Source organism: Streptomyces sp. NPDC045778, assembly GCF_056431945.1.
The window spans coordinates 32,892-49,937 of the sequence record NZ_JBWKJZ010000030.1 but is presented as its reverse complement, the minus strand read 5'-3'; the positions used below and the strand labels follow the sequence as shown (position 1 = coordinate 49,937).

Below are 17,046 nucleotides of genomic sequence, written 5' to 3'. Positions count from 1 at the left end.
GCGTCGTGAGGCGCCCGGCTGACCTGCGTAGACAGGCACCGTGTTCATGAAGACCAAGCATCGCTGGTACGCGGCCGCCGCCGCCCTCGCCGTCGCCGGGACCGGCCTCGCCACCACCGCCCAGGCCGCCCCGGCCCCCCGCGCCGCGCACGGCACCGCCGCCGCGACGTGCCCCGCCCTCACCGTCTCGAAGGGCTGGTACGGGGACAACAAGGACCGCCTCCAGCGCCTCCTCGACACCTACGGCCGCTGCGGCGACAGGTACGGCAAGTCCGACAAGCACGACAAGCCCCTCGCCGTCTTCGACTGGGACAACACGGTCATCAAGAACGACGTGGGCGACGCCACCATGTTCTGGATGCTGCGCCACGGCAAGATACGCACCCCCGAGCGCGGCGACTGGCGCACCACGAGCCGCTACCTCACCGCACCCGCCGCCAAGGCCCTCACCAAGGCCTGCCCGGCCACCGGCCGCACCCTTCCCACCGGGACGAACACCGCCTGCGCCGACGAGATCGCCTCCGTGTACGGCGAGGGCACCACGACCACCGGCAAGGAAGCCTTCGCCGGGTTCGACCACCGCCGCATGGAGCCGCAGTACGCCTGGCTCGCCCAGCTCCTGCGGGGCCTGAGCGCCGCCCGCGTCAAGGACTTCGCGGCCGCCGCCCGCGCCGAGAACCTCGCCGCGCCCGTCGGCGCCGCACAGCGCGTCGGCACCGGCCGGGTCACCGGCTGGGCCCGCTACTACGACCAGCAGCGCGATCTGATCCGCACCCTGAAGAAGGCCGGTTTCGACGTGTACGTCGTCTCCGCGTCGCCCGAGCCCGTCGCCGAGGTCTGGGCGAAGGGCGTCGGTCTCGACGCCCGGCACACCCTCGGCATCCGCAACGTCACCCGCGAAGGCCGCCTCACCGCCCGCCTCAAGGGCTGCGGCTCCGTCGCGGACGGCGCCGACTCGATGATCACGTACATCGACGGCAAGCGCTGCGCCATCAACGAGCGGATCCTCGGCGTGCGCGGCAAGGCCGCCGAGAAGGTACAGCCTGCGGCGAAGCGCCAGGTGTTCGCCGCGGGCGACTCCGACACCGACGTGTCCTTCCTGCGCGACGCCACCGGCCTCCGGCTCGTCCTGAACCGCAACAAGACCGAGCTGATGTGCCGCGCCTACGACAACGGCGACCGGCGCTGGCTGATCAACCCCATGTTCATCGAGCCCAAGGGTGAGCAGTCCGCGCCCTACCCGTGCGCCACCACCGGCTACACCGGCCGCGACGGCACGAAGGCCCCGGTGCGCCGCGCGGACGGATCGGTCATCGCGGACCAACGGGACAGTGTGTACGGGGGTTCAGCGCCCTCGTAGGACTGCTGTAGCGTCCACGCACATGCGTAACAGAAACGTTCTGGCGCTGACGCTGGCCTCGGCCGCCACCCTGGTGGCCGGGCCCGTCGCGCTTCCCGCTGCCGCCGCCACGGCCGCGCCCGCGTCGCACACCGGCGCCCACTGTCCCCAGCTGTCGAAGAAGCTCACCTGGTACGGCGACAACCGCGCCCGCCTCCAAAGGGTCATCGACGAGCGGGGCACCTGCTCCAACCCGCACCTCGGCCACGGCCAGAAGCGTCCCGTCGCCGCCTTCGACTGGGACAACACCGTCGTCAAGAACGACGTCACCGACGCCACCATCAGCTGGGCGCTGCGGCACGACAAGATCCTGCGCCCCAAGAGCTGGAAGTCCTCCAGCAAGTGGATGACGGCCGCGGGCCACCGCGCCCTCACCAAGGCCTGCGGCACCAAGGTGCCCGTCGGCAAGCCGCTGCCCACGTCCACCGACACCGACTGCGCCGACGAGATCCTCCAGATCCGCGAGGACGGCACCACGATGGGCGGCGCCGCCGCCTTCGCCGGGACCTGGCACCACCGCCGCACCGTCCCGCAGTACGCCTGGGTGCCGCAGCTCTTCGCCGGACACACCGTCAAGGAGGTGGAGACGTACGCGAAGAAGGCCCGCACGGAGGCCCTCGCCGCGCCCGTCGGCACCACCCGCACCATCGGCAGCCACACCGTGCCCGGCTACGCGCGCTACTACGACCAGCAGCGCGATCTGATCCGCACCCTGAAGAAGGCCGGTTTCGACGTCTACATCGTCTCCGCGGGCTCCGAGCCCGTGGCCGAGGTGTGGTCACGCGGGGTGGGCATCGACCGCAAGCACACCGTCGCGATCCGCTCCGTCCTGGACGGCAAGGGCCGCATCACCACCTGGAACCAGGGCTGCGGCGGCGTCGGCGTCAACAAGGGCGACGTCATCCCGTACATCGACGGCAAGCGCTGCTTCATCAACCAGGAGATCTACAAGATCAAGGGCAAGAAGGCCTGGGACAAGCAGCGCTGGAGCCGGCGCATCGCGGTGGGCGGCGGCGACGCCGACACCGACGTGACGTTCGTCGGTGACGCCACCGGCGCGCACCTCGTGCTGAACCGCAACAAGGGCGAGTTCATGTGCCGCGCGTACGACAACGCCGACGGCCGCTGGGTCGTGAACCCCATGTTCATCGAGCCGCTGCCGCAGAAGCCGGGCACCTACCCGTGCTCGACCGCCGCGTACAACGAGCCCGACGGACGCAAGGGCCCCGTCCTGCGCGAGGACGGCTCCGTGGTCCCCGACCAGCGGGACAGCGTCCACTGACGGCCTGACCCGGCTGGTTGTGCCGGCCGGCGCGGCACGTCCTAGAGTGCCGGGATGAGCATGTCGCCGCCGCCCGGCTGGTACCCGGACCCGTCCCACCCCGCCGTCGAGCGCTGGTGGGACGGGTCCGCGTGGACCGAGCACCGGCGCACGCCCGAGGCCACGGTCCCTCTTGCGCAGGCGGGGCCGGGGCTCGGCGCCACCGCCGTGCGGCCGCTGCCCGCGCGCACGGGCGGCCGTCGCGCCAAGGCCGTCGCGCTCGGCGCGGCCGGGGCGGTCCTCGTCGCGTCGATCGTCACCGGCTTCCTGGTCCTCCAGGACGACGACGGCGACCCCGCGGCCGGGCCCGCGCCCACCGCCCCGGCGCCGCACGAGCCGACCCCCACGACCGCGTCGCCCACCGCGTCCGCGTCGCCCACCGAGGCCCCCGAGGATGCCGACACCCTCACCGACGAACTCAACGGCATCACCCTGCCCGTGCCCGACGGCTGGGAGAAGGCCGAGCACACCGTCGGCGACGAGCTGACCCTCCAGACGCCGGACACCTACGAGTGCCCCGGAGACGCAGGCTTCTGCCGCCACGGCACGATCACCACGCGCACGGCGACCGGCACCGACGAGCGCTCGCCGGAGAAGCTCGCCCGGCGCGACATCGCGGACGCCGCCGAGGCCGCGTACGACCACGACGCGCTCGACCGCGAGCCGTTCGGCGGCATCACGCGCCACACCCAGGTCAAGAGCGGCGCCGTCGCGGTCGCGGGCCGCAGCGGGTACTTCGTGCGGTGGCGCGTCCACACCAAGAAGGGGCCCGGTGGCTACGTGCAGTCCCTGTCGTTCCCCTCCAGCACCGGCTCCGAGGCCATGGTCATCGTCCGCATCACCATCGACGCGGCGGACGGCGCGCCCCCGCTGTCCGACATCGACGAGGTCGTGGACGGCATCAGGCCCGTCGGGGACAGCGCCACCGGCGGGGGAGCGGGCAGCAGCGTGGGCCCCACGCCTTAGCGGCTAACGCGCCCTCACAAGAAGGTGTGGCCCTCGCCCCGGTACGTCGGCACCGTCTCCGTGACCCGGTCGCCCTCGACCAGGCGCAGCTCCGCGAACCGCTCGCACAGCTCACCGGCCTTGGCGTGCCGGAACCACACCTTGTCCCCGATCCGCAGGTCGTCCGCTGCGGGCCCGAGCAGCGGTGTCTGGACCTCGCCCGCGCCCTCCTGGGCGTCGTACCGCAGCCCCTGGGGCAGATACGGCGCAGGCGAACGGTCCGCGCCCGCGACCCCCGACGCCGGATAGCCGCCGCCGAGCACCGTCACCACGCCCGGCCCCGGCCTGCGGACGACCGGCTGCGCGAAGAGCGCCGCCGGACGTCCGCTGAACGACGTGTAGTTGTCGAACAGGCGCGGCACGTACAGGCCCGATCCCGCCGCCACCTCCGTGACCGCGTCCTCGGCCGCCGTGTGCTGCACGCTGCCGGTGCCGCCGCCGTTCACGAACTCCAGGTCCGGCACGGCGTCGCGCACCGCCCGGATCGTCTCCGCGCGCCGGGCGGCCAGTTCCTTGCGGGCGGCGGCCTGCATGAGCCGCACCGCCCGGGACTTGGCGGGGTGCCCCGCGACGGCGTCCCCGACCCCCGCGACGTGCCCCTCGTACGCCATGACGCCCACGAGCCGGAAGCCCGGCCGCCGCGCGATCGCCCGCGCGAGCGCGGCGACCTGGGCCGGCTCGTGCAGCGGGGAGCGCCGCGCGCCGATCCGCACCCGCCCGCCGAGCAGCCTCAGGGAGGTGTCCAACTCCAGGCACACGCGCACCTCTTCGCGCCCGTCGCCGCGCGCTTCCTCGATCAGCCGCAGCTGCGCCGGATCGTCGACCATCACCGTCACGGCCGCCGCCGGCTTCGGGTCGGCCGCCAGCTCGGCGAACGCGGCGCGGTCCGCCGAGGGGTACGCGAGCAGGACGTCGTCGAAGCCGGAGCGCGCCAGCCACAGGGACTCCGCGAGGGTGTACGACATGACCCCGGCGAAGCCGTCCCGCGCGAGCACCCGTTCAAGGAGTGCCCGGCACCGCACGGACTTGCTCGCCACCCGGAGGGGCTTCCCGCCCGCCCGGCGCGTCAAGTCGGCGGCGTTGGCGTCGAACGCCGTCAGGTCGACGATCGCGAGGGGCGCGTCGAGGTGCGCGGTGGCCCGGTCGTAACGGGCCCGGTCCGCGGCCCGGTCCCGGGTGAAGTCAGCGGCTCCGCCTGTCATGGGCGCAGCCTGCCAGACACCGCTACCCGAGGGTAGGGGGACGTTCCGGGCAGATCACCCGGTGGCCTGGACTGGGTTCCCGTGGGGCTCATGTCAACCCGTAAAGTGACGCGCACGCAGGGAGCGCGCGACGCGACGGAACGGGGGGTGCATGAGCACGGAGGCGCGACGGCCCCCCGTCCCCCCAGGTCCCGGCACCCCGCCCCGGGTGCCCGCCCAGCCCGACGGCACCCCGGCCGCTCCCGGTGAGCCCGTCACCCCGGACCCGGCGTCCGGCCCGCCTTCGCCCAGGACCACGGGGGAGCCGCCCCCGCCGCCCGCGAGCGCGCGCTTTCCCGACGTACGACCGCCCGTGGACCACGCCCGTCCCCGCGGCGGCCCCGACGCCCCCCTCCCGCCCGAACACGAGGCCGCGGTCGCGGACCTCCTGGCACCCTTCGACCGGCTCGCCCCGGGCCGCACCAGGCCGCCTGCCCGGGCTGCGCGATCAGGGGCTGCGGAGGCTTATACGGCCAGGGCGGGCGCTGATAAGGGCGCCAGCACGGATGCCGGCACCGACTCCAGGGCGGACGACGCGCGCGGCGGAAGCCCCGCCGAGCCGGGCCCGGCCGCTCCCGAGTCCGCGGAGCCCCCCGAGCGGGACGCCTCCCGGCCGGGCCCTGGCGAGCCCGCCCCCTCCGAGCCCGACGCCCAGGACGCCCCGCCGCCCGCGTCCGCCCGCCTCCCGGACGCGCCCCCCGTCCCGGTGAACCCGCCGCGCCCCGGCGTACCCCCGCGCCCGGCGGGCAGCCCGTCGCGGAGCCGGACCCGGGCCGCCCGCAAGGTCGTCGGTACCGTCGACCTGTCGCCGCGCCCCGACGCGCACCGGCCCTTCGTGTTCCTCGCCCGGCCCGCGCTGTACGACGACACCACCACCCGGCTCCGCCCCGTCGCGGACTGGCTCGGGCCCCGCGCGGCCGCCGCCGCGGCCTGCGCCGTCCTCGGCCTCGGGCTCATCGGCGGCGCCGCGACCGGGAGTTGGCTGACCGGCGAGTCCGACGCGGCGGGCGGCTCCCGCTCCACCTACGCCACCGCCGGGGCGCTCTGGCACAGCCTGCCCGTCGACGACCTGTTCCCGCCCGCCATCAAGGGCGAGGGCGCGGGCCCCGGCGGCGCCGACCGGGTCTGGAACCGCGTCGCCGTCGCCCCCGACAGCGGCTGCGCCAAGGCCTTCGACCCGCTGCTGCGCAAGGCGCTCGCCCCGGTCGGCTGCCGACGCCTGCTGCGCGCCACCTACACCGACGCCACGAAGAGCCATCTGACCACCGTGGGCCTGCTGTTCACCAAGGCCGACGCCCCCGCGATGCGCGCGCTGCGCACCCGCTTCGGCCAGGAGGGCCTGGACCGGCGCACCGACCTGATGCCCCGCGCGTACGCCGCCCCCGGCACCCCGGCGGCGGGCTTCGGCGACGTGCAGCGGGCCACCTGGACCCTGTCGGTCGTGCCCGACGCGCCCGTCGTCGCCTACGCCGTCTCCGGCTTCGCCGACCACCGTGCCGTCACCGAGCCCGAACCCGCCGCCGACGCCATGGCGGCGGGTGCCACCTCCGCCCCCGCCCAGGCGGGCCTCGGCCACGACGCCAAGGGCATCGCCGACCGCGTCGAGCGCAGCCTGCGCAAGACCGCCACCACGGCCCCGGAGAAGTCCTGATGAGCACGCCGAGCCCGCGCGGCCTTCCGGGCCGGGACCGGCCGACGCGGTGGCACGCGCCGGTCGCCGCGGCCCTAGCCGGAGCACTCGCGCTGCTCCCCGCCGCCCCCGCCCACGCCGACGACGGCATCCGTGCCCAGCAGTGGGCCCTCGACGCCATGGGCACCGGCCAGGCCTGGCGCACCACCAAGGGTGAGGGCGTCACCGTGGCCGTCCTCGACACCGGGGTCGACGGCTCCCACCCCGACCTCAAGGGCAGCGTCCTGCCCGGCAAGGACATGGTCGGCTTCGGCGCCCGGCGCGGCGACCGGACCTGGGCCCGGCACGGCACCGCCATGGCCGGGATCGTCGCCGGGCACGGCCACGGCGAGGGCCGCGGCGACGGCGTGCTCGGCATCGCCCCCGGGGCCAGGATCCTGCCGGTGCGCGTGATCCTGGAGGACGGCGACCCGGCCCGCGGGAAGGCACGCCAGACCCGCGGCAACGCCCTCGCCGAAGGCATCCGCTGGGCGGCCGACCACGGCGCCGACGTCATCAACCTCTCCCTCGGCGACGACTCCAAGTCGGCGCACCCCGAACCCGCCGAGGACGCCGCCGTCCAGTACGCCCTCAAAAAGGGCGCCGTCGTCGTCGCGTCGGCGGGCAACGGCGGCGAGCGCGGCGACCACGTCTCCTACCCCGCCGCCTACCCGGGCGTGATCGTCGCGACGGCCGTCGACGAGAACGGGGCGCGGGCCTCCTTCTCCACCCGCCGCTGGTACGCCACCGTCAGCGCCCCGGGCGACGACATCGTCATCGCCGACCCCGACCGCAAGTACTACGAGGGCTGGGGCACCAGTGCCGCGTCCGCCTTCGTCTCCGGCGCCGTCGCCCTGATCAGGTCCGCCCGCCCCGGCCTCTCCCCGGCGCAGGTCAAGCGGCTCCTCCAGGACACCGCCCAGGACGCCCCCGCGGGCGGGCGCGACGACTCCCGGGGCTTCGGTCTCATCGACCCCGTGGCCGCGCTCGGCCGCGCCCCCGGGCTGAAGCCGGACTCCCTGCGGGCCAGGGCCCACGGGGGGACGTACGCCAAGAAGTACTTCGGCCCGGGCCCCGACGAGGCACCGGACGACGCCACGTCATCGGGCTGGCTGGGCCCCGTGGCCGGGACCCTGGGCGCGGCCCTGCTCGCGGCGGGCGCGTACCTCTGGCGGGGCCGCCCGCGCCGCCGCTGAGCGGCACTTCCCGAGCCGCGCCCCGCGGTGCCGAGAAATGGGCGGGTGGGCGACTGCCGCCGCGAAGCGGCGGGCTAGTGTCGACGACGTGCAGACAAAGAACATCCCCGACCCCGGCTTCTCCGACGACGACGGCTCCGCGGCTCCCGAACTGCGCGCGGCCCTGGAGGCCTGGTCCCAGGACAGGACCGCCCACGGCCCGGTCCTGAAGGCCCTGGCCGGTGCCCGGCTCCTCGTGCCGGTCGTCGCCGTGCTCGGCGAGGTCGAGGAGGACGAGAACGGCCTGCGCCGGGAGAAGACGAGCGACATGGCCGTGCCCACGCTCAAGGCGGGCTCGCGCACCGCGCTGCCCGCCTTCACCTCCACCGAGGCACTCGCCCTGTGGGACCCGGCCGCCCGCCCCGTCGCCGTACCCCTGCACCAGGCGCTCCAGGCGGCCGCCCACGAGAAGGCCGACACGATCGTCCTCGACCTCGCGGGCCCCGTCCCCTACGAGCTGAACCGCGCCGCGCTCATCGCCCTCGCCGAGGGCCGCGACAGCGCCGACGCACTGACCGACCCGGCCGTGCGCGAGGCCGTCCGCGCCGCGGTCGCCGCCGAGCCCGCCGTGGTCCGCGCCCACCTCGGCCCCGGCACCGCCGACGGCACCCTCGCCCTGGTCCTCGCCCCGGGCGCCGCCCCCGCCGAGACCGCCCGGCGCGTGGCCGAGGCCCTCGCCGCCGACGAAACACTGAGGGCCCGCCTGGTGCGCGGACTCGACCTGGCACTGCTGCCGGCCGAGGCCACGCCACCGGGCGAGCCCCTCTACGTACGCTGACCGCTAGCCGAACACCGGCCCCGTGTACTTCTCGCCGGGGCCCTGCCCCGGCGCGTCCGGCACCACGGAGGCCTCGCGGAACGCCAGCTGGAGCGACTTCAGGCCGTCCCGCAGCGGGGCCGCGTGGAAGGAGCTGACCTCCGTCGCGCTCGCGTCGAGCAGCCCGGCCAGGGCCTGGATGAGCTTGCGGGCCTCGTCCAGGTCCTTGTGGGTCTCGCCCTCCTCGGCCAGGCCGAGGTTCACCGCCGCCGCGCTCATCAGGTGCACCGCGACCGTCGTGATCACCTCGACCGCGGGCACGTCCGCGATGTCGCGGGTCATGGCGTCGAAGTCGGGGCTCTCGGGGGAGGCGGCCGCAGGGGTCGGGGAGGGCGTGGGGCTCGTGTCACTCATGTCCCACACCCTAGAGCCGCCCGCGCGTCGTTAGCCCCACCCCCCAGGACCTGGTAACCTGGGGTGACGACCGGCCGGACGCCCGCGCTTCGACGCAGGAACCGGCCCACAAGTGGAGGCTCCGATCTCCCACCTTGCCGCTCCCCGAGCGGCGGGTCACCGGTCAGGCGGTCCGCTCCCCAGTGTGAGGCCCGCCCGATGCGCCCCGTGGTCACCGCGGAGGTGCTCCGGTATGTGTTTCGGAGCCCCTGCTGTGATCAGCCGGGGCATTTTTTGTGCCCCCGGCGGGTTGGTCGAGAAAACAGACGTTACGCGGCTGTCCGCCAGACCGTCGCGTGGTGCTACCGAGGAGGATCCATCAGCGCCGAGCCCCGCATCAACGACCGGATTCGCGTTCCCGAGGTGCGACTTGTCGGTCCCAGCGGCGAGCAGGTCGGGATTGTTCCGCTTGCCAAGGCCCTGGAGCTTGCGCAGGAGTACGACCTGGACCTGGTCGAGGTCGCGGCGAACGCCCGTCCGCCCGTGTGCAAGCTCATGGACTACGGGAAGTTCAAGTACGAGTCGGCCATGAAGGCCCGTGAAGCGCGCAAGAACCAGGCGCACACGGTCATCAAGGAGATGAAGCTCCGGCCGAAGATCGACCCGCACGACTACGACACCAAGAAGGGTCACGTCGTCCGGTTCCTCAAGCAGGGCGACAAGGTCAAGATCACGATCATGTTCCGTGGTCGCGAGCAGTCCCGGCCGGAGCTCGGCTACCGACTGCTGCAGCGCCTCGCCGAGGACGTCCAGGACCTCGGGTTCATCGAGTCGAACCCGAAGCAGGACGGCCGCAACATGATCATGGTCCTCGGTCCGCACAAGAAGAAGACCGAGGCGATGGCCGAGGCCCGTGAGGCCCAGGCGGCTCGCAAGGCGGACGCGAAGGCCAACCCCGGCAAGTCGCAGAACGCCGCCGAGGGTGAGCTTTCCGAGGCTCCCGCCGAGGCCCCGGCCGAGGCTTCCGCCGAGGCCTGATCCCCGGACGCGAGTCCGGGGATGCCAACCGAACACATGACGCTCCCGGATGCCCGGTTTCGCGACCGGGCATCGGAGCGCCACTGACGAGGAGAGAACGGCGCTATGCCGAAGAACAAGACGCACAGCGGTGCCAGCAAGCGCTTCAAGATCACCGGCTCCGGCAAGGTGCTCCGCGAGCGCGCCGGCAAGCGCCACCTGCTCGAGCACAAGTCGTCCCGTCTGACGCGTCGCCTCACCGGCAACGCCGAGATGGCCCCGGGCGACGCCAAGAAGATCAAGAAGCTTCTCGGCAAGTGACGTCGCGGCCCCCGGTGACGGGGGCCACGCGACGCCAGGACCGGGACCTCAGTCGAATCGGGCCGTGTGACGACCACCACGGCCCCGCTACAAGGAGTTAACAAGTGGCACGCGTCAAGCGGGCAGTCAACGCCCACAAGAAGCGTCGGGCGATCCTCGAGCAGGCCAGCGGCTACCGCGGCCAGCGGTCGCGCCTGTACCGCAAGGCGAAGGAGCAGGTCACCCACTCCCTCGTCTACAACTACAACGACCGCAAGAAGCGCAAGGGCGACTTCCGTCAGCTGTGGATCCAGCGCATCAACGCCGCTGCCCGCCTGAACGGCATCACCTACAACCGCTTCATCCAGGGTCTGAAGGCCGCCAACATCGAGGTGGACCGCAAGATCCTGGCCGAGCTGGCCGTCAACGACGCCAACGCCTTCGCGGCGCTCGTCGAGGTCGCTCAGAAGGCCCTGCCTTCCGACGTCAACGCCCCCAAGGCCGCGTGACGTTGCACTGAGCTGAGCGAGTGTGACTGGACCCGCAGGCCACCCGGCCTGCGGGTCCAGTCACGTTTGGCCGTACCCCGCCGCACGATGCCGCGGCTGGTTCGGCACCGCCGGTCCCCGTCGTCCCGGCCGCGCGCCGTCGCGGCGGTGAGCGAACCCGGCCCGGGGCGGCAGAACGCCCCCTGTCCCCACCCCGTACACCGGAAAGCGACTCGATGGCACACGGTCCCGAACTGATCTCCCCGCGGTCGCCGCGCGTCACCGGCGCCCGGCGCCTCGGCAAGCGGAACTTCCGGGGGAAGGAACGCCTCTTCCTCGCGGAGGGGCCGCAGGCGGTGCGGGAGGCGGCCGGACACCGCGGCGGCGGACAGGCCACGCTCGTCGAGCTGTTCACGACCGTCGAGGCCGCCGAGCGCTACGCGGACATCGTCGCGGACGCGCGCGCCGCCGGAGCACGCGTGCACCTCGCCGACGAGAGCGTGATCGCCGACATCTCGACCACCGTCACCCCGCAGGGGCTCGTCGGCGTGTGCCGCTTCCTCGACGTGCCGTTCGAGGAGATCCTCGCCGGCCGCCCCAAGCTCGTGGCCGTGCTCGCGCACGTCCGCGACCCCGGGAACGCGGGCACCGTGCTGCGCTGCGCCGACGCCGCCGGGGCCGACGCCGTCGTGCTCACCGACGCCTCCGTGGACCTCTACAACCCCAAGGCGGTACGCGCCTCCGTCGGCTCCCACTTCCATCTGCCGGTGGCCGTCGGCGTACCCGTCGAGCAGGCCGTACGCGGTCTGAAGGCGGCCGGCGTCCGGGTGCTCGCCGCGGACGGCGCGGGCGAGGACGACCTGGACGCCGAGCTGGACAAGGGCACCATGGGCACCGAGACCGCCTGGATCTTCGGCAACGAGGCCTGGGGGCTGCCGGAGGAGACCCGCGCACTCGCCGACGCCGTGGTGCGCGTTCCGATCCACGGCAGCGCCGAGAGCCTGAACCTCGCGACCGCAGCAGCCGTATGCCTCTATGCGTCCGCCCGTGCACAGCGTGCCGCCGGAGGGTGCCGCTCCGTCACTCCCGGCTAGTAGTGTGTCGGGCCCGGGGGCCCACTGCGCCACCTCCGAAAGGCGGGGATCAGGGAGAATGAGCGTCGGCACGAGCAGAGCACCGGGAGTGCGGGGCATCCTGTGCCCTCCCGCGGGCCACGCGGGCCCGGCGGGCCCCGGACTCGGCGAGCTGGGCATCGACCCGGACGGCCTGCCCGACGGCCTCGTCGTCGCCGACGAGGCCGGGCGCGTCATCTGCTTCAACGCCGCCGCGGCACGCATCACCGCGGTGCGCGCCGCCGACGCGCTCGGCATCCGCATCGAGAGCGCCCTGCCCCTGGAGGACCTCGAAGGGCGCAGGTGGTGGCAGCTGACCGACCCCTACGGCGGCCTCGCGACGCGCGTCGCCCAGCCCGAGCGCAACCTGCTGCTCCCCGGCGGCCGCGAGGTGCTCGTCTCCGCCCGTTACGTACGGTCGCGGCCCATGGGCCCGCTCAGCCGCCTCGTCGTCTCGCTGCGCGACACCGAGGCCCGGCGGCGCACCGAGCGCAGCCACGCCGAGCTGATCGCCACGGTCGCCCACGAACTGCGCTCCCCGCTGACGTCCGTGAAGGGCTTCACCGCCACCCTGCTCGCCAAGTGGGAGCGGTTCACCGACGACCAGAAGCGGCTGATGCTGGAGACCGTCGACGCCGACGCGAACAGGGTGACCAGGCTGATCGCCGAGCTTCTGGACATCTCCCGCATCGACTCAGGCCGGCTCGAACTGCGCCGCCAGCCCGTCGACATCGGCGCCGCCGTCGGGCGCCACATCCAGGCCCACGTCGCCGCGGGACAGGACGCCGACCGCTTCCTCGTCCGCCTCCAGCAGCCGCTGCCCGACCTCTGGGCCGACCCCGACAAGATCGACCAGGTACTCAGCAACCTGCTGGAAAACGCGGTGCGCCACGGCGAGGGAACTGTCACGATCGACGTGGCGCCCTCGCCGTCCCTGCGCGTGCGGGGAGCGACCGACACCGCGGTCACCGTCAGCGACGAGGGATCCGGCATTCCGGAGGAGTCGATGGGCCGCGTCTTCACCCGCTTCTGGCGGGGCAGCAAGCGCGGCGGGACGGGACTGGGGTTGTACATCGTGAAGGGCATCGTCGAGGCACACGGCGGCGCGATCACCGTCGGCCGCGCGGCGAGCGGGGGCGCCCAGTTCCGATTTACGTTGCCCGTGGGGGCTCCGGCGTATCTCCAGTGATCACGCCCTGAGCGGCCCGCGGGCGCATCCGTCCACCACCACCCCGTTAGACTCGGTCGTTGGCACCTTTGTGTCCCCTTTGGTCGGGACCACTCGTCTCCGACTCGTTGACGGGGACCATCCGCCAGCCAACCGGAAGCACGGGAAGAGATGTCGGCACCGAACAAGTCGTACGACCCTGTCGAGGTCGAGGCACTGAAACCTGAAGAGATCGAGCGCGTGCGGGACGAGGCGCTCGCCGCCTTCGCGGCCGCCGCCGACCTCGACCAGCTCCAGGAGGCGAAGACCGCGCACTGCGGCGGCACCTCGCCGCTCTCGCTCGCCAACCGCGAGATCGGCGCCCTGCCCCCGCAGGCCAAGGCCGACGCGGGCAAGCGCGTGGGCATGGCCCGCGGCGCCGTGAACAAGGCGCTCGCCGCCCGCCAGGCCGAGCTGGAGGCCGAGCGTGACGCCCGCGTCCTGGTCGAGGAGGCGGTGGACGTCACGCTGCCCCACGACCGTGTCGCGGCCGGCGCCCGGCACCCGCTGACCACGCTGTCCGAGCGCATCGAGGACATCTTCGTCGCCATGGGCTACGCGGTCGCGGAGGGCCCCGAGGCCGAGGCCGAGTGGTTCAACTTCGACGCCCTGAACATCGGCCCGGACCACCCCGCGCGCGGTGAGCAGGACACGTTCTTCATCGAAGGCGCCGACGGCTCCGCCGACTCCGGCGTCGTGCTGCGCACGCACACCTCGCCCGTGCAGATCCGCTCGCTCATCGACCGCGAGCCGCCGGTCTACGTGATCTGCCCCGGCCGCGTCTACCGCACCGACGAGCTGGACGCCACCCACACCCCGGTCTTCCACCAGGTCGAGCTGCTCGCCGTGGACGAGGGCCTGACCATGGCGGACCTCAAGGGCACCCTGGACCACATGGTGCAGGAGCTGTTCGGTGGCGAGGGCATGAAGACCCGCCTGCGGCCGAACTTCTTCCCGTTCACCGAGCCGTCCGCCGAGATGGACATGGTCTGCTACGTGTGCCGTGGCGAGTCCGTGGGCAACCCCGACCGCCCCTGCCGCACCTGCTCCTCCGAGGGCTGGATCGAGCTGGGCGGCTGCGGCATGGTCAACCCCAAGGTGCTCACCGCCTGCGGCGTGGACCCCGAGAAGTACAGCGGATTCGCCTTCGGGTTCGGCATCGAACGGATGCTGATGTTCCGCCACAACGTCGAAGACATGCGAGACATGGTCGAAGGTGACGTCCGCTTCACCCGGCCGTTCGGGACGGAGATCTGATGCGCATCCCGCTTTCCTGGCTGCGGGAGTACGTCGACCTCCCCGCCACCGAGACCGGCCGCGACGTGCAGGCCAAGCTGATCGCGGCGGGCCTCGAAGTCGAGTCCGTCGAACAGCTCGGCGCGGGCCTCAAGGGCCCCCTCGTCGTCGGCAAGGTCCTCACCATCGAGGAGCTGGAGGGCTTCAAGAAGCCCATCCGCTTCTGCACCGTGGACGTGGGTCAGGCCAATGGCACCGGTGAGCCGCAGGAGATCGTCTGCGGCGCCCGGAACTTCGCCGTCGGCGACAAGGTCGTCGTGGTCCTGCCGGGCGCCGAGCTGCCCGGCGGCTTCGCGATCTCCGCGCGCAAGACGTACGGCAAGACGTCGCACGGCATGATCTGCTCCGGCGACGAGCTGGGCATGGGCGACGACGGCAGCGGCGGCATCATCGTGCTCCCGCCCGAGCACGAGGCCGGCACCGACGCCATCGAGCTGCTCGAACTCGTCGACGAGGTCCTGGACATCGCCGTCACCGCCAACCGCGGCGACTGCCTGTCGCTGCGCGGCGTCGCCCGCGAGACGGCCACCGCGTACGGCCTGCCGCTGCGCGACCCGGCGCTGCTCGACGTCCCGGCCCCGAACGCGTTCGGCTACCCGGTGAAGGTCAGCGACCCCGCCGGCTGCGACCGCTTCACCGCGCGCACCGTCACCGGTCTCAGCCCCGACGCCCGCTCGCCGATCTGGCTCCAGCGCCGCCTCCAGAAGGCGGGCATGCGCCCGATCTCGCTGGCCGTCGACGTCACCAACTACGTGATGCTGGAGCTGGGCCAGCCGCTGCACGCCTACGACCGCTCCCGCGTCCAGGGCACCATCGGCGTCCGCCGCGCCGAGCAGGGCGAGAAGTTCACCACCCTCGACGGCGCCCAGCGGGTGCTCGACGCCGAGGACCTGGTGATCATCGACGAGCGCGGCCCCATCGGCCTCGCGGGTGTCATGGGCGGCGCCAACACGGAGATCGCCGACCACGACGAGGACCAGGGCACCACCGACGTCGTCATCGAGGCCGCGCACTTCGACGCCGTCTCGGTGGCCCGCACCGCGCGCCGCCACAAGCTGTCGTCCGAGGCGGCCCGGCGCTTCGAGCGGGGCGTCGACCCGCAGGCCGCGTCGGCCGCCGCGCAGCGCACCGTCGACCTGCTCGTGCTGCTCGCGGGCGGCACGGCGGACGCGGGCGTCACGGAGGTCATCGCGCCGTCCGCGCCGCACACCATCACGATGCCCGCCGACCACCCGGACCGCGTCGCCGGAGTCACGTACGGCCGTGAGACGGTCGTACGCCGCCTCCAGCAGGTCGGCTGCGACGTGTACGGCCAGGACGTCCTGACGGTCACCGTGCCGTCGTGGCGCCCCGACCTCGCCGAGGTCAACGACCTCGCCGAGGAGGTCATCCGCCTCGAGGGCTACGAGAACCTGCCCTCGACGCTGCCGAGGCCCCCGGCCGGGCGCGGCCTGACCGAGCGGCAGCGGCTGCACCGCCGCGCCGGGCGCGCGCTCGCGGGCGCAGGGTACGTCGAGGCGCTGAACTACCCCTTCGTGAGCGAGCAGGTCTTCGACCAGCTCGGCCTGGACGCCGACGACCCGAACCGCCGCGTCGTCAAGCTCGTCAACCCGCTCTCGGACGAGGAGCCCGCGCTCCGTACGACGCTGCTGCCCGGCCTGCTCGCCGCGCTGCGCCGCAACGACGGGCGCGGCAGCCACGACCTGGCGCTCTTCGAGACCGGCCTGGTCTTCCACCCCGCCGAGGGCGCGCACGTCGCCGGGCGCCTGCCCGTCGACCGCCGTCCCACGGACGAGGAGATCGCCGGCCTTGACAGCGCCCTGCCCGAGCAGCCGCGGCACGCCGCAGTCGTGCTCACCGGCGCCCGCGAGCGGTCCGGCTGGTGGGGCAAGGGCCGCCCGGCGGACTGGGCGGACGCCGTCGAGGCCGCGCGCACCCTGGCCCACGAGGCCGGAGCCGAACTCGTCGTCCAGCAGGGCCAGTACGGCCCCTGGCACCCGGGCCGCTGCGCCGAGCTGATGGTGTACCTGGACAGCGCGCAGGGGCCGAACGGCGAGCAGGGCAACCTGGTCTCCATCGGCCACGCCGGCGAGCTGCACCCGCGCGTCACCAAGGCGCTCGGCCTGCCCGCGCGCACCTGCGCGATGGAACTGAACCTGGACCTGCTCCAGGAGGCGGGCGAGGGCGCGCTGCGCGCGCCGCGCATCTCGTCCTTCCCGGTGGCCACGCAGGACGTCGCCCTGGTCGTCGACCAGGACGTCCCCGCGGCCGTCGTCGAGGCGTACCTGCGCGACGGCGCGGGTGACCTCCTGGAGGACATCCGCCTGTTCGACGTCTTCACCGGCGAGCAGCTCGGCGAGGGCAAGAAGTCGCTCGCGTACGCGCTGCGCTTCCGTGCCCCCGACCGCACGCTGACGGTCGACGAGGCATCGGCCGCCCGCGACGCCGCGGTGGCGCGTGCCGCCGAGACGACCGGCGCGGTGCTGCGCGGGGCCTAGCACCGGCCCGGCGCACGAACGCGCTGATGAGGGGGCGTGTCCGCGAGAGCGGATGCGCCCCCTCCGGCGTATCCGGGTACGGCGTGCGCCCTGCTCACTCGTTTGAGT

Annotated in this window: 15 protein-coding genes; 13 read left to right on the top strand and 2 right to left on the bottom strand. The window is 73.6% G+C overall.

Annotated features, from left to right (window positions below; genetic code table 11):
- Positions 1–46: 46 nt before the first annotated feature.
- From AC07GB_RS30620 to AC07GB_RS30610, 3 genes are read left to right on the top strand one after another with little or no spacing between them, the layout of a single operon-like run.
- Complete coding sequence (locus AC07GB_RS30620; protein ID WP_478851083.1) at positions 47–1,360, top strand: HAD family hydrolase; 1,314 nt, start codon at positions 47–49, stop codon at positions 1,358–1,360.
- 22 nt (positions 1,361–1,382) lie between these two features.
- Positions 1,383–2,681 (top strand): HAD family hydrolase, encoded by a 1,299-nt coding sequence (locus tag AC07GB_RS30615; RefSeq protein ID WP_478851081.1) that lies wholly within the window; start codon positions 1,383–1,385, stop codon positions 2,679–2,681.
- Between the two features lie 54 nt (positions 2,682–2,735).
- Complete coding sequence (locus tag AC07GB_RS30610) at positions 2,736–3,686, top strand: DUF2510 domain-containing protein (protein ID WP_478851079.1); 951 nt, start codon at positions 2,736–2,738, stop codon at positions 3,684–3,686.
- A 14-nt stretch (positions 3,687–3,700) separates the two neighbouring features.
- Here AC07GB_RS30610 and AC07GB_RS30605 read toward each other — a convergent pair whose 3' ends face one another.
- Positions 3,701–4,927 (bottom strand): amino acid deaminase/aldolase, encoded by a 1,227-nt coding sequence (locus tag AC07GB_RS30605; protein WP_478851077.1) that lies wholly within the window; start codon positions 4,925–4,927, stop codon positions 3,701–3,703.
- Positions 4,928–5,078: 151 nt separating this feature from the next.
- On the opposite strand from AC07GB_RS30605, the gene AC07GB_RS30600 reads away from it, so the two are divergent.
- The 3 genes from AC07GB_RS30600 (at position 5,079) to AC07GB_RS30590 (ending at position 8,648) form a co-directional block, all read left to right on the top strand.
- Positions 5,079–6,617 carry a hypothetical protein gene (locus AC07GB_RS30600; RefSeq protein ID WP_478851075.1) on the top strand — a complete coding sequence of 513 codons (1,539 nt, stop codon included), beginning with the start codon at positions 5,079–5,081 and terminating at the stop codon, positions 6,615–6,617.
- Positions 6,617–7,831, top strand: coding sequence for a type VII secretion-associated serine protease mycosin (gene mycP, locus AC07GB_RS30595; RefSeq protein WP_478851073.1), 1,215 nt, complete (start codon positions 6,617–6,619; stop codon positions 7,829–7,831). The genes AC07GB_RS30600 and mycP overlap by 1 nt, the downstream gene beginning before the upstream one ends.
- Before the next feature lie 88 nt (positions 7,832–7,919).
- Positions 7,920–8,648 (top strand): SseB family protein, encoded by a 729-nt coding sequence (locus tag AC07GB_RS30590; RefSeq protein WP_478851071.1) that lies wholly within the window; start codon positions 7,920–7,922, stop codon positions 8,646–8,648.
- A 3-nt stretch (positions 8,649–8,651) separates the two neighbouring features.
- On the opposite strand, the gene AC07GB_RS30585 is transcribed toward AC07GB_RS30590, so the two are convergent.
- Positions 8,652–9,041 (bottom strand): DUF1844 domain-containing protein, encoded by a 390-nt coding sequence (locus AC07GB_RS30585; protein WP_478851069.1) that lies wholly within the window; start codon positions 9,039–9,041, stop codon positions 8,652–8,654.
- Between the two features lie 357 nt (positions 9,042–9,398).
- Between AC07GB_RS30585 and infC the strand changes: the two genes are divergently transcribed.
- The 7 genes from infC to pheT all read left to right on the top strand — a co-directional run bounded on the left by infC (position 9,399) and on the right by pheT (position 16,938).
- Positions 9,399–10,058 (top strand): translation initiation factor IF-3, encoded by a 660-nt coding sequence (gene infC, locus AC07GB_RS30580; RefSeq protein WP_478851198.1) that lies wholly within the window; start codon positions 9,399–9,401, stop codon positions 10,056–10,058.
- Between the two features lie 105 nt (positions 10,059–10,163).
- On the top strand, positions 10,164–10,358 hold the full coding sequence (gene rpmI / locus AC07GB_RS30575; RefSeq protein ID WP_030560333.1) for a 50S ribosomal protein L35: 195 nt from the start codon (positions 10,164–10,166) through the stop codon (positions 10,356–10,358).
- 104 nt (positions 10,359–10,462) lie between these two features.
- A complete protein-coding gene (gene rplT / locus AC07GB_RS30570) occupies positions 10,463–10,846 on the top strand; it encodes a 50S ribosomal protein L20 (RefSeq protein ID WP_478602164.1) in 384 nt (127 codons plus the stop codon).
- A gap of 215 nt (positions 10,847–11,061) precedes the next feature.
- Positions 11,062–11,919 (top strand): TrmH family RNA methyltransferase, encoded by an 858-nt coding sequence (locus AC07GB_RS30565; RefSeq protein ID WP_478851067.1) that lies wholly within the window; start codon positions 11,062–11,064, stop codon positions 11,917–11,919.
- Between the two features lie 58 nt (positions 11,920–11,977).
- Positions 11,978–13,126 (top strand): sensor histidine kinase, encoded by a 1,149-nt coding sequence (locus AC07GB_RS30560; RefSeq protein ID WP_478851065.1) that lies wholly within the window; start codon positions 11,978–11,980, stop codon positions 13,124–13,126.
- 150 nt (positions 13,127–13,276) lie between these two features.
- A complete protein-coding gene (pheS, locus tag AC07GB_RS30555) occupies positions 13,277–14,401 on the top strand; it encodes a phenylalanine--tRNA ligase subunit alpha (RefSeq protein WP_478851063.1) in 1,125 nt (374 codons plus the stop codon).
- Entirely contained in the window at positions 14,401–16,938 is a 2,538-nt protein-coding gene (gene pheT, locus AC07GB_RS30550; RefSeq protein WP_478851061.1) for a phenylalanine--tRNA ligase subunit beta, read from the top strand. Before pheS ends, pheT begins: the two co-directional genes overlap by 1 nt.
- Positions 16,939–17,046 lie beyond the last annotated feature (108 nt).

Bases quoted from the DNA above. Each gene is read 5' to 3' on its own strand.
- AC07GB_RS30565 (WP_478851067.1), top strand. From the start codon at position 11,062: ATGGCACACGGTCCCGAACTGATCTCCCCGCGGTCGCCGCGCGTCACC.
- AC07GB_RS30560 (WP_478851065.1), top strand. From the start codon at position 11,978: ATGAGCGTCGGCACGAGCAGAGCACCGGGAGTGCGGGGCATCCTGTGC.
- AC07GB_RS30585 (WP_478851069.1), bottom strand. From the start codon at position 9,041: ATGAGTGACACGAGCCCCACGCCCTCCCCGACCCCTGCGGCCGCCTCC.
- AC07GB_RS30620 (WP_478851083.1), top strand. From the start codon at position 47: ATGAAGACCAAGCATCGCTGGTACGCGGCCGCCGCCGCCCTCGCCGTC.
- AC07GB_RS30615 (WP_478851081.1), top strand. From the start codon at position 1,383: ATGCGTAACAGAAACGTTCTGGCGCTGACGCTGGCCTCGGCCGCCACC.
- pheT (WP_478851061.1), top strand. From the start codon at position 14,401: ATGCGCATCCCGCTTTCCTGGCTGCGGGAGTACGTCGACCTCCCCGCC.
- mycP (WP_478851073.1), top strand. From the start codon at position 6,617: ATGAGCACGCCGAGCCCGCGCGGCCTTCCGGGCCGGGACCGGCCGACG.
- pheS (WP_478851063.1), top strand. From the start codon at position 13,277: ATGTCGGCACCGAACAAGTCGTACGACCCTGTCGAGGTCGAGGCACTG.
- rpmI (WP_030560333.1), top strand. From the start codon at position 10,164: ATGCCGAAGAACAAGACGCACAGCGGTGCCAGCAAGCGCTTCAAGATC.
- AC07GB_RS30600 (WP_478851075.1), top strand. From the start codon at position 5,079: ATGAGCACGGAGGCGCGACGGCCCCCCGTCCCCCCAGGTCCCGGCACC.
- AC07GB_RS30610 (WP_478851079.1), top strand. From the start codon at position 2,736: ATGAGCATGTCGCCGCCGCCCGGCTGGTACCCGGACCCGTCCCACCCC.
- AC07GB_RS30605 (WP_478851077.1), bottom strand. From the start codon at position 4,927: ATGACAGGCGGAGCCGCTGACTTCACCCGGGACCGGGCCGCGGACCGG.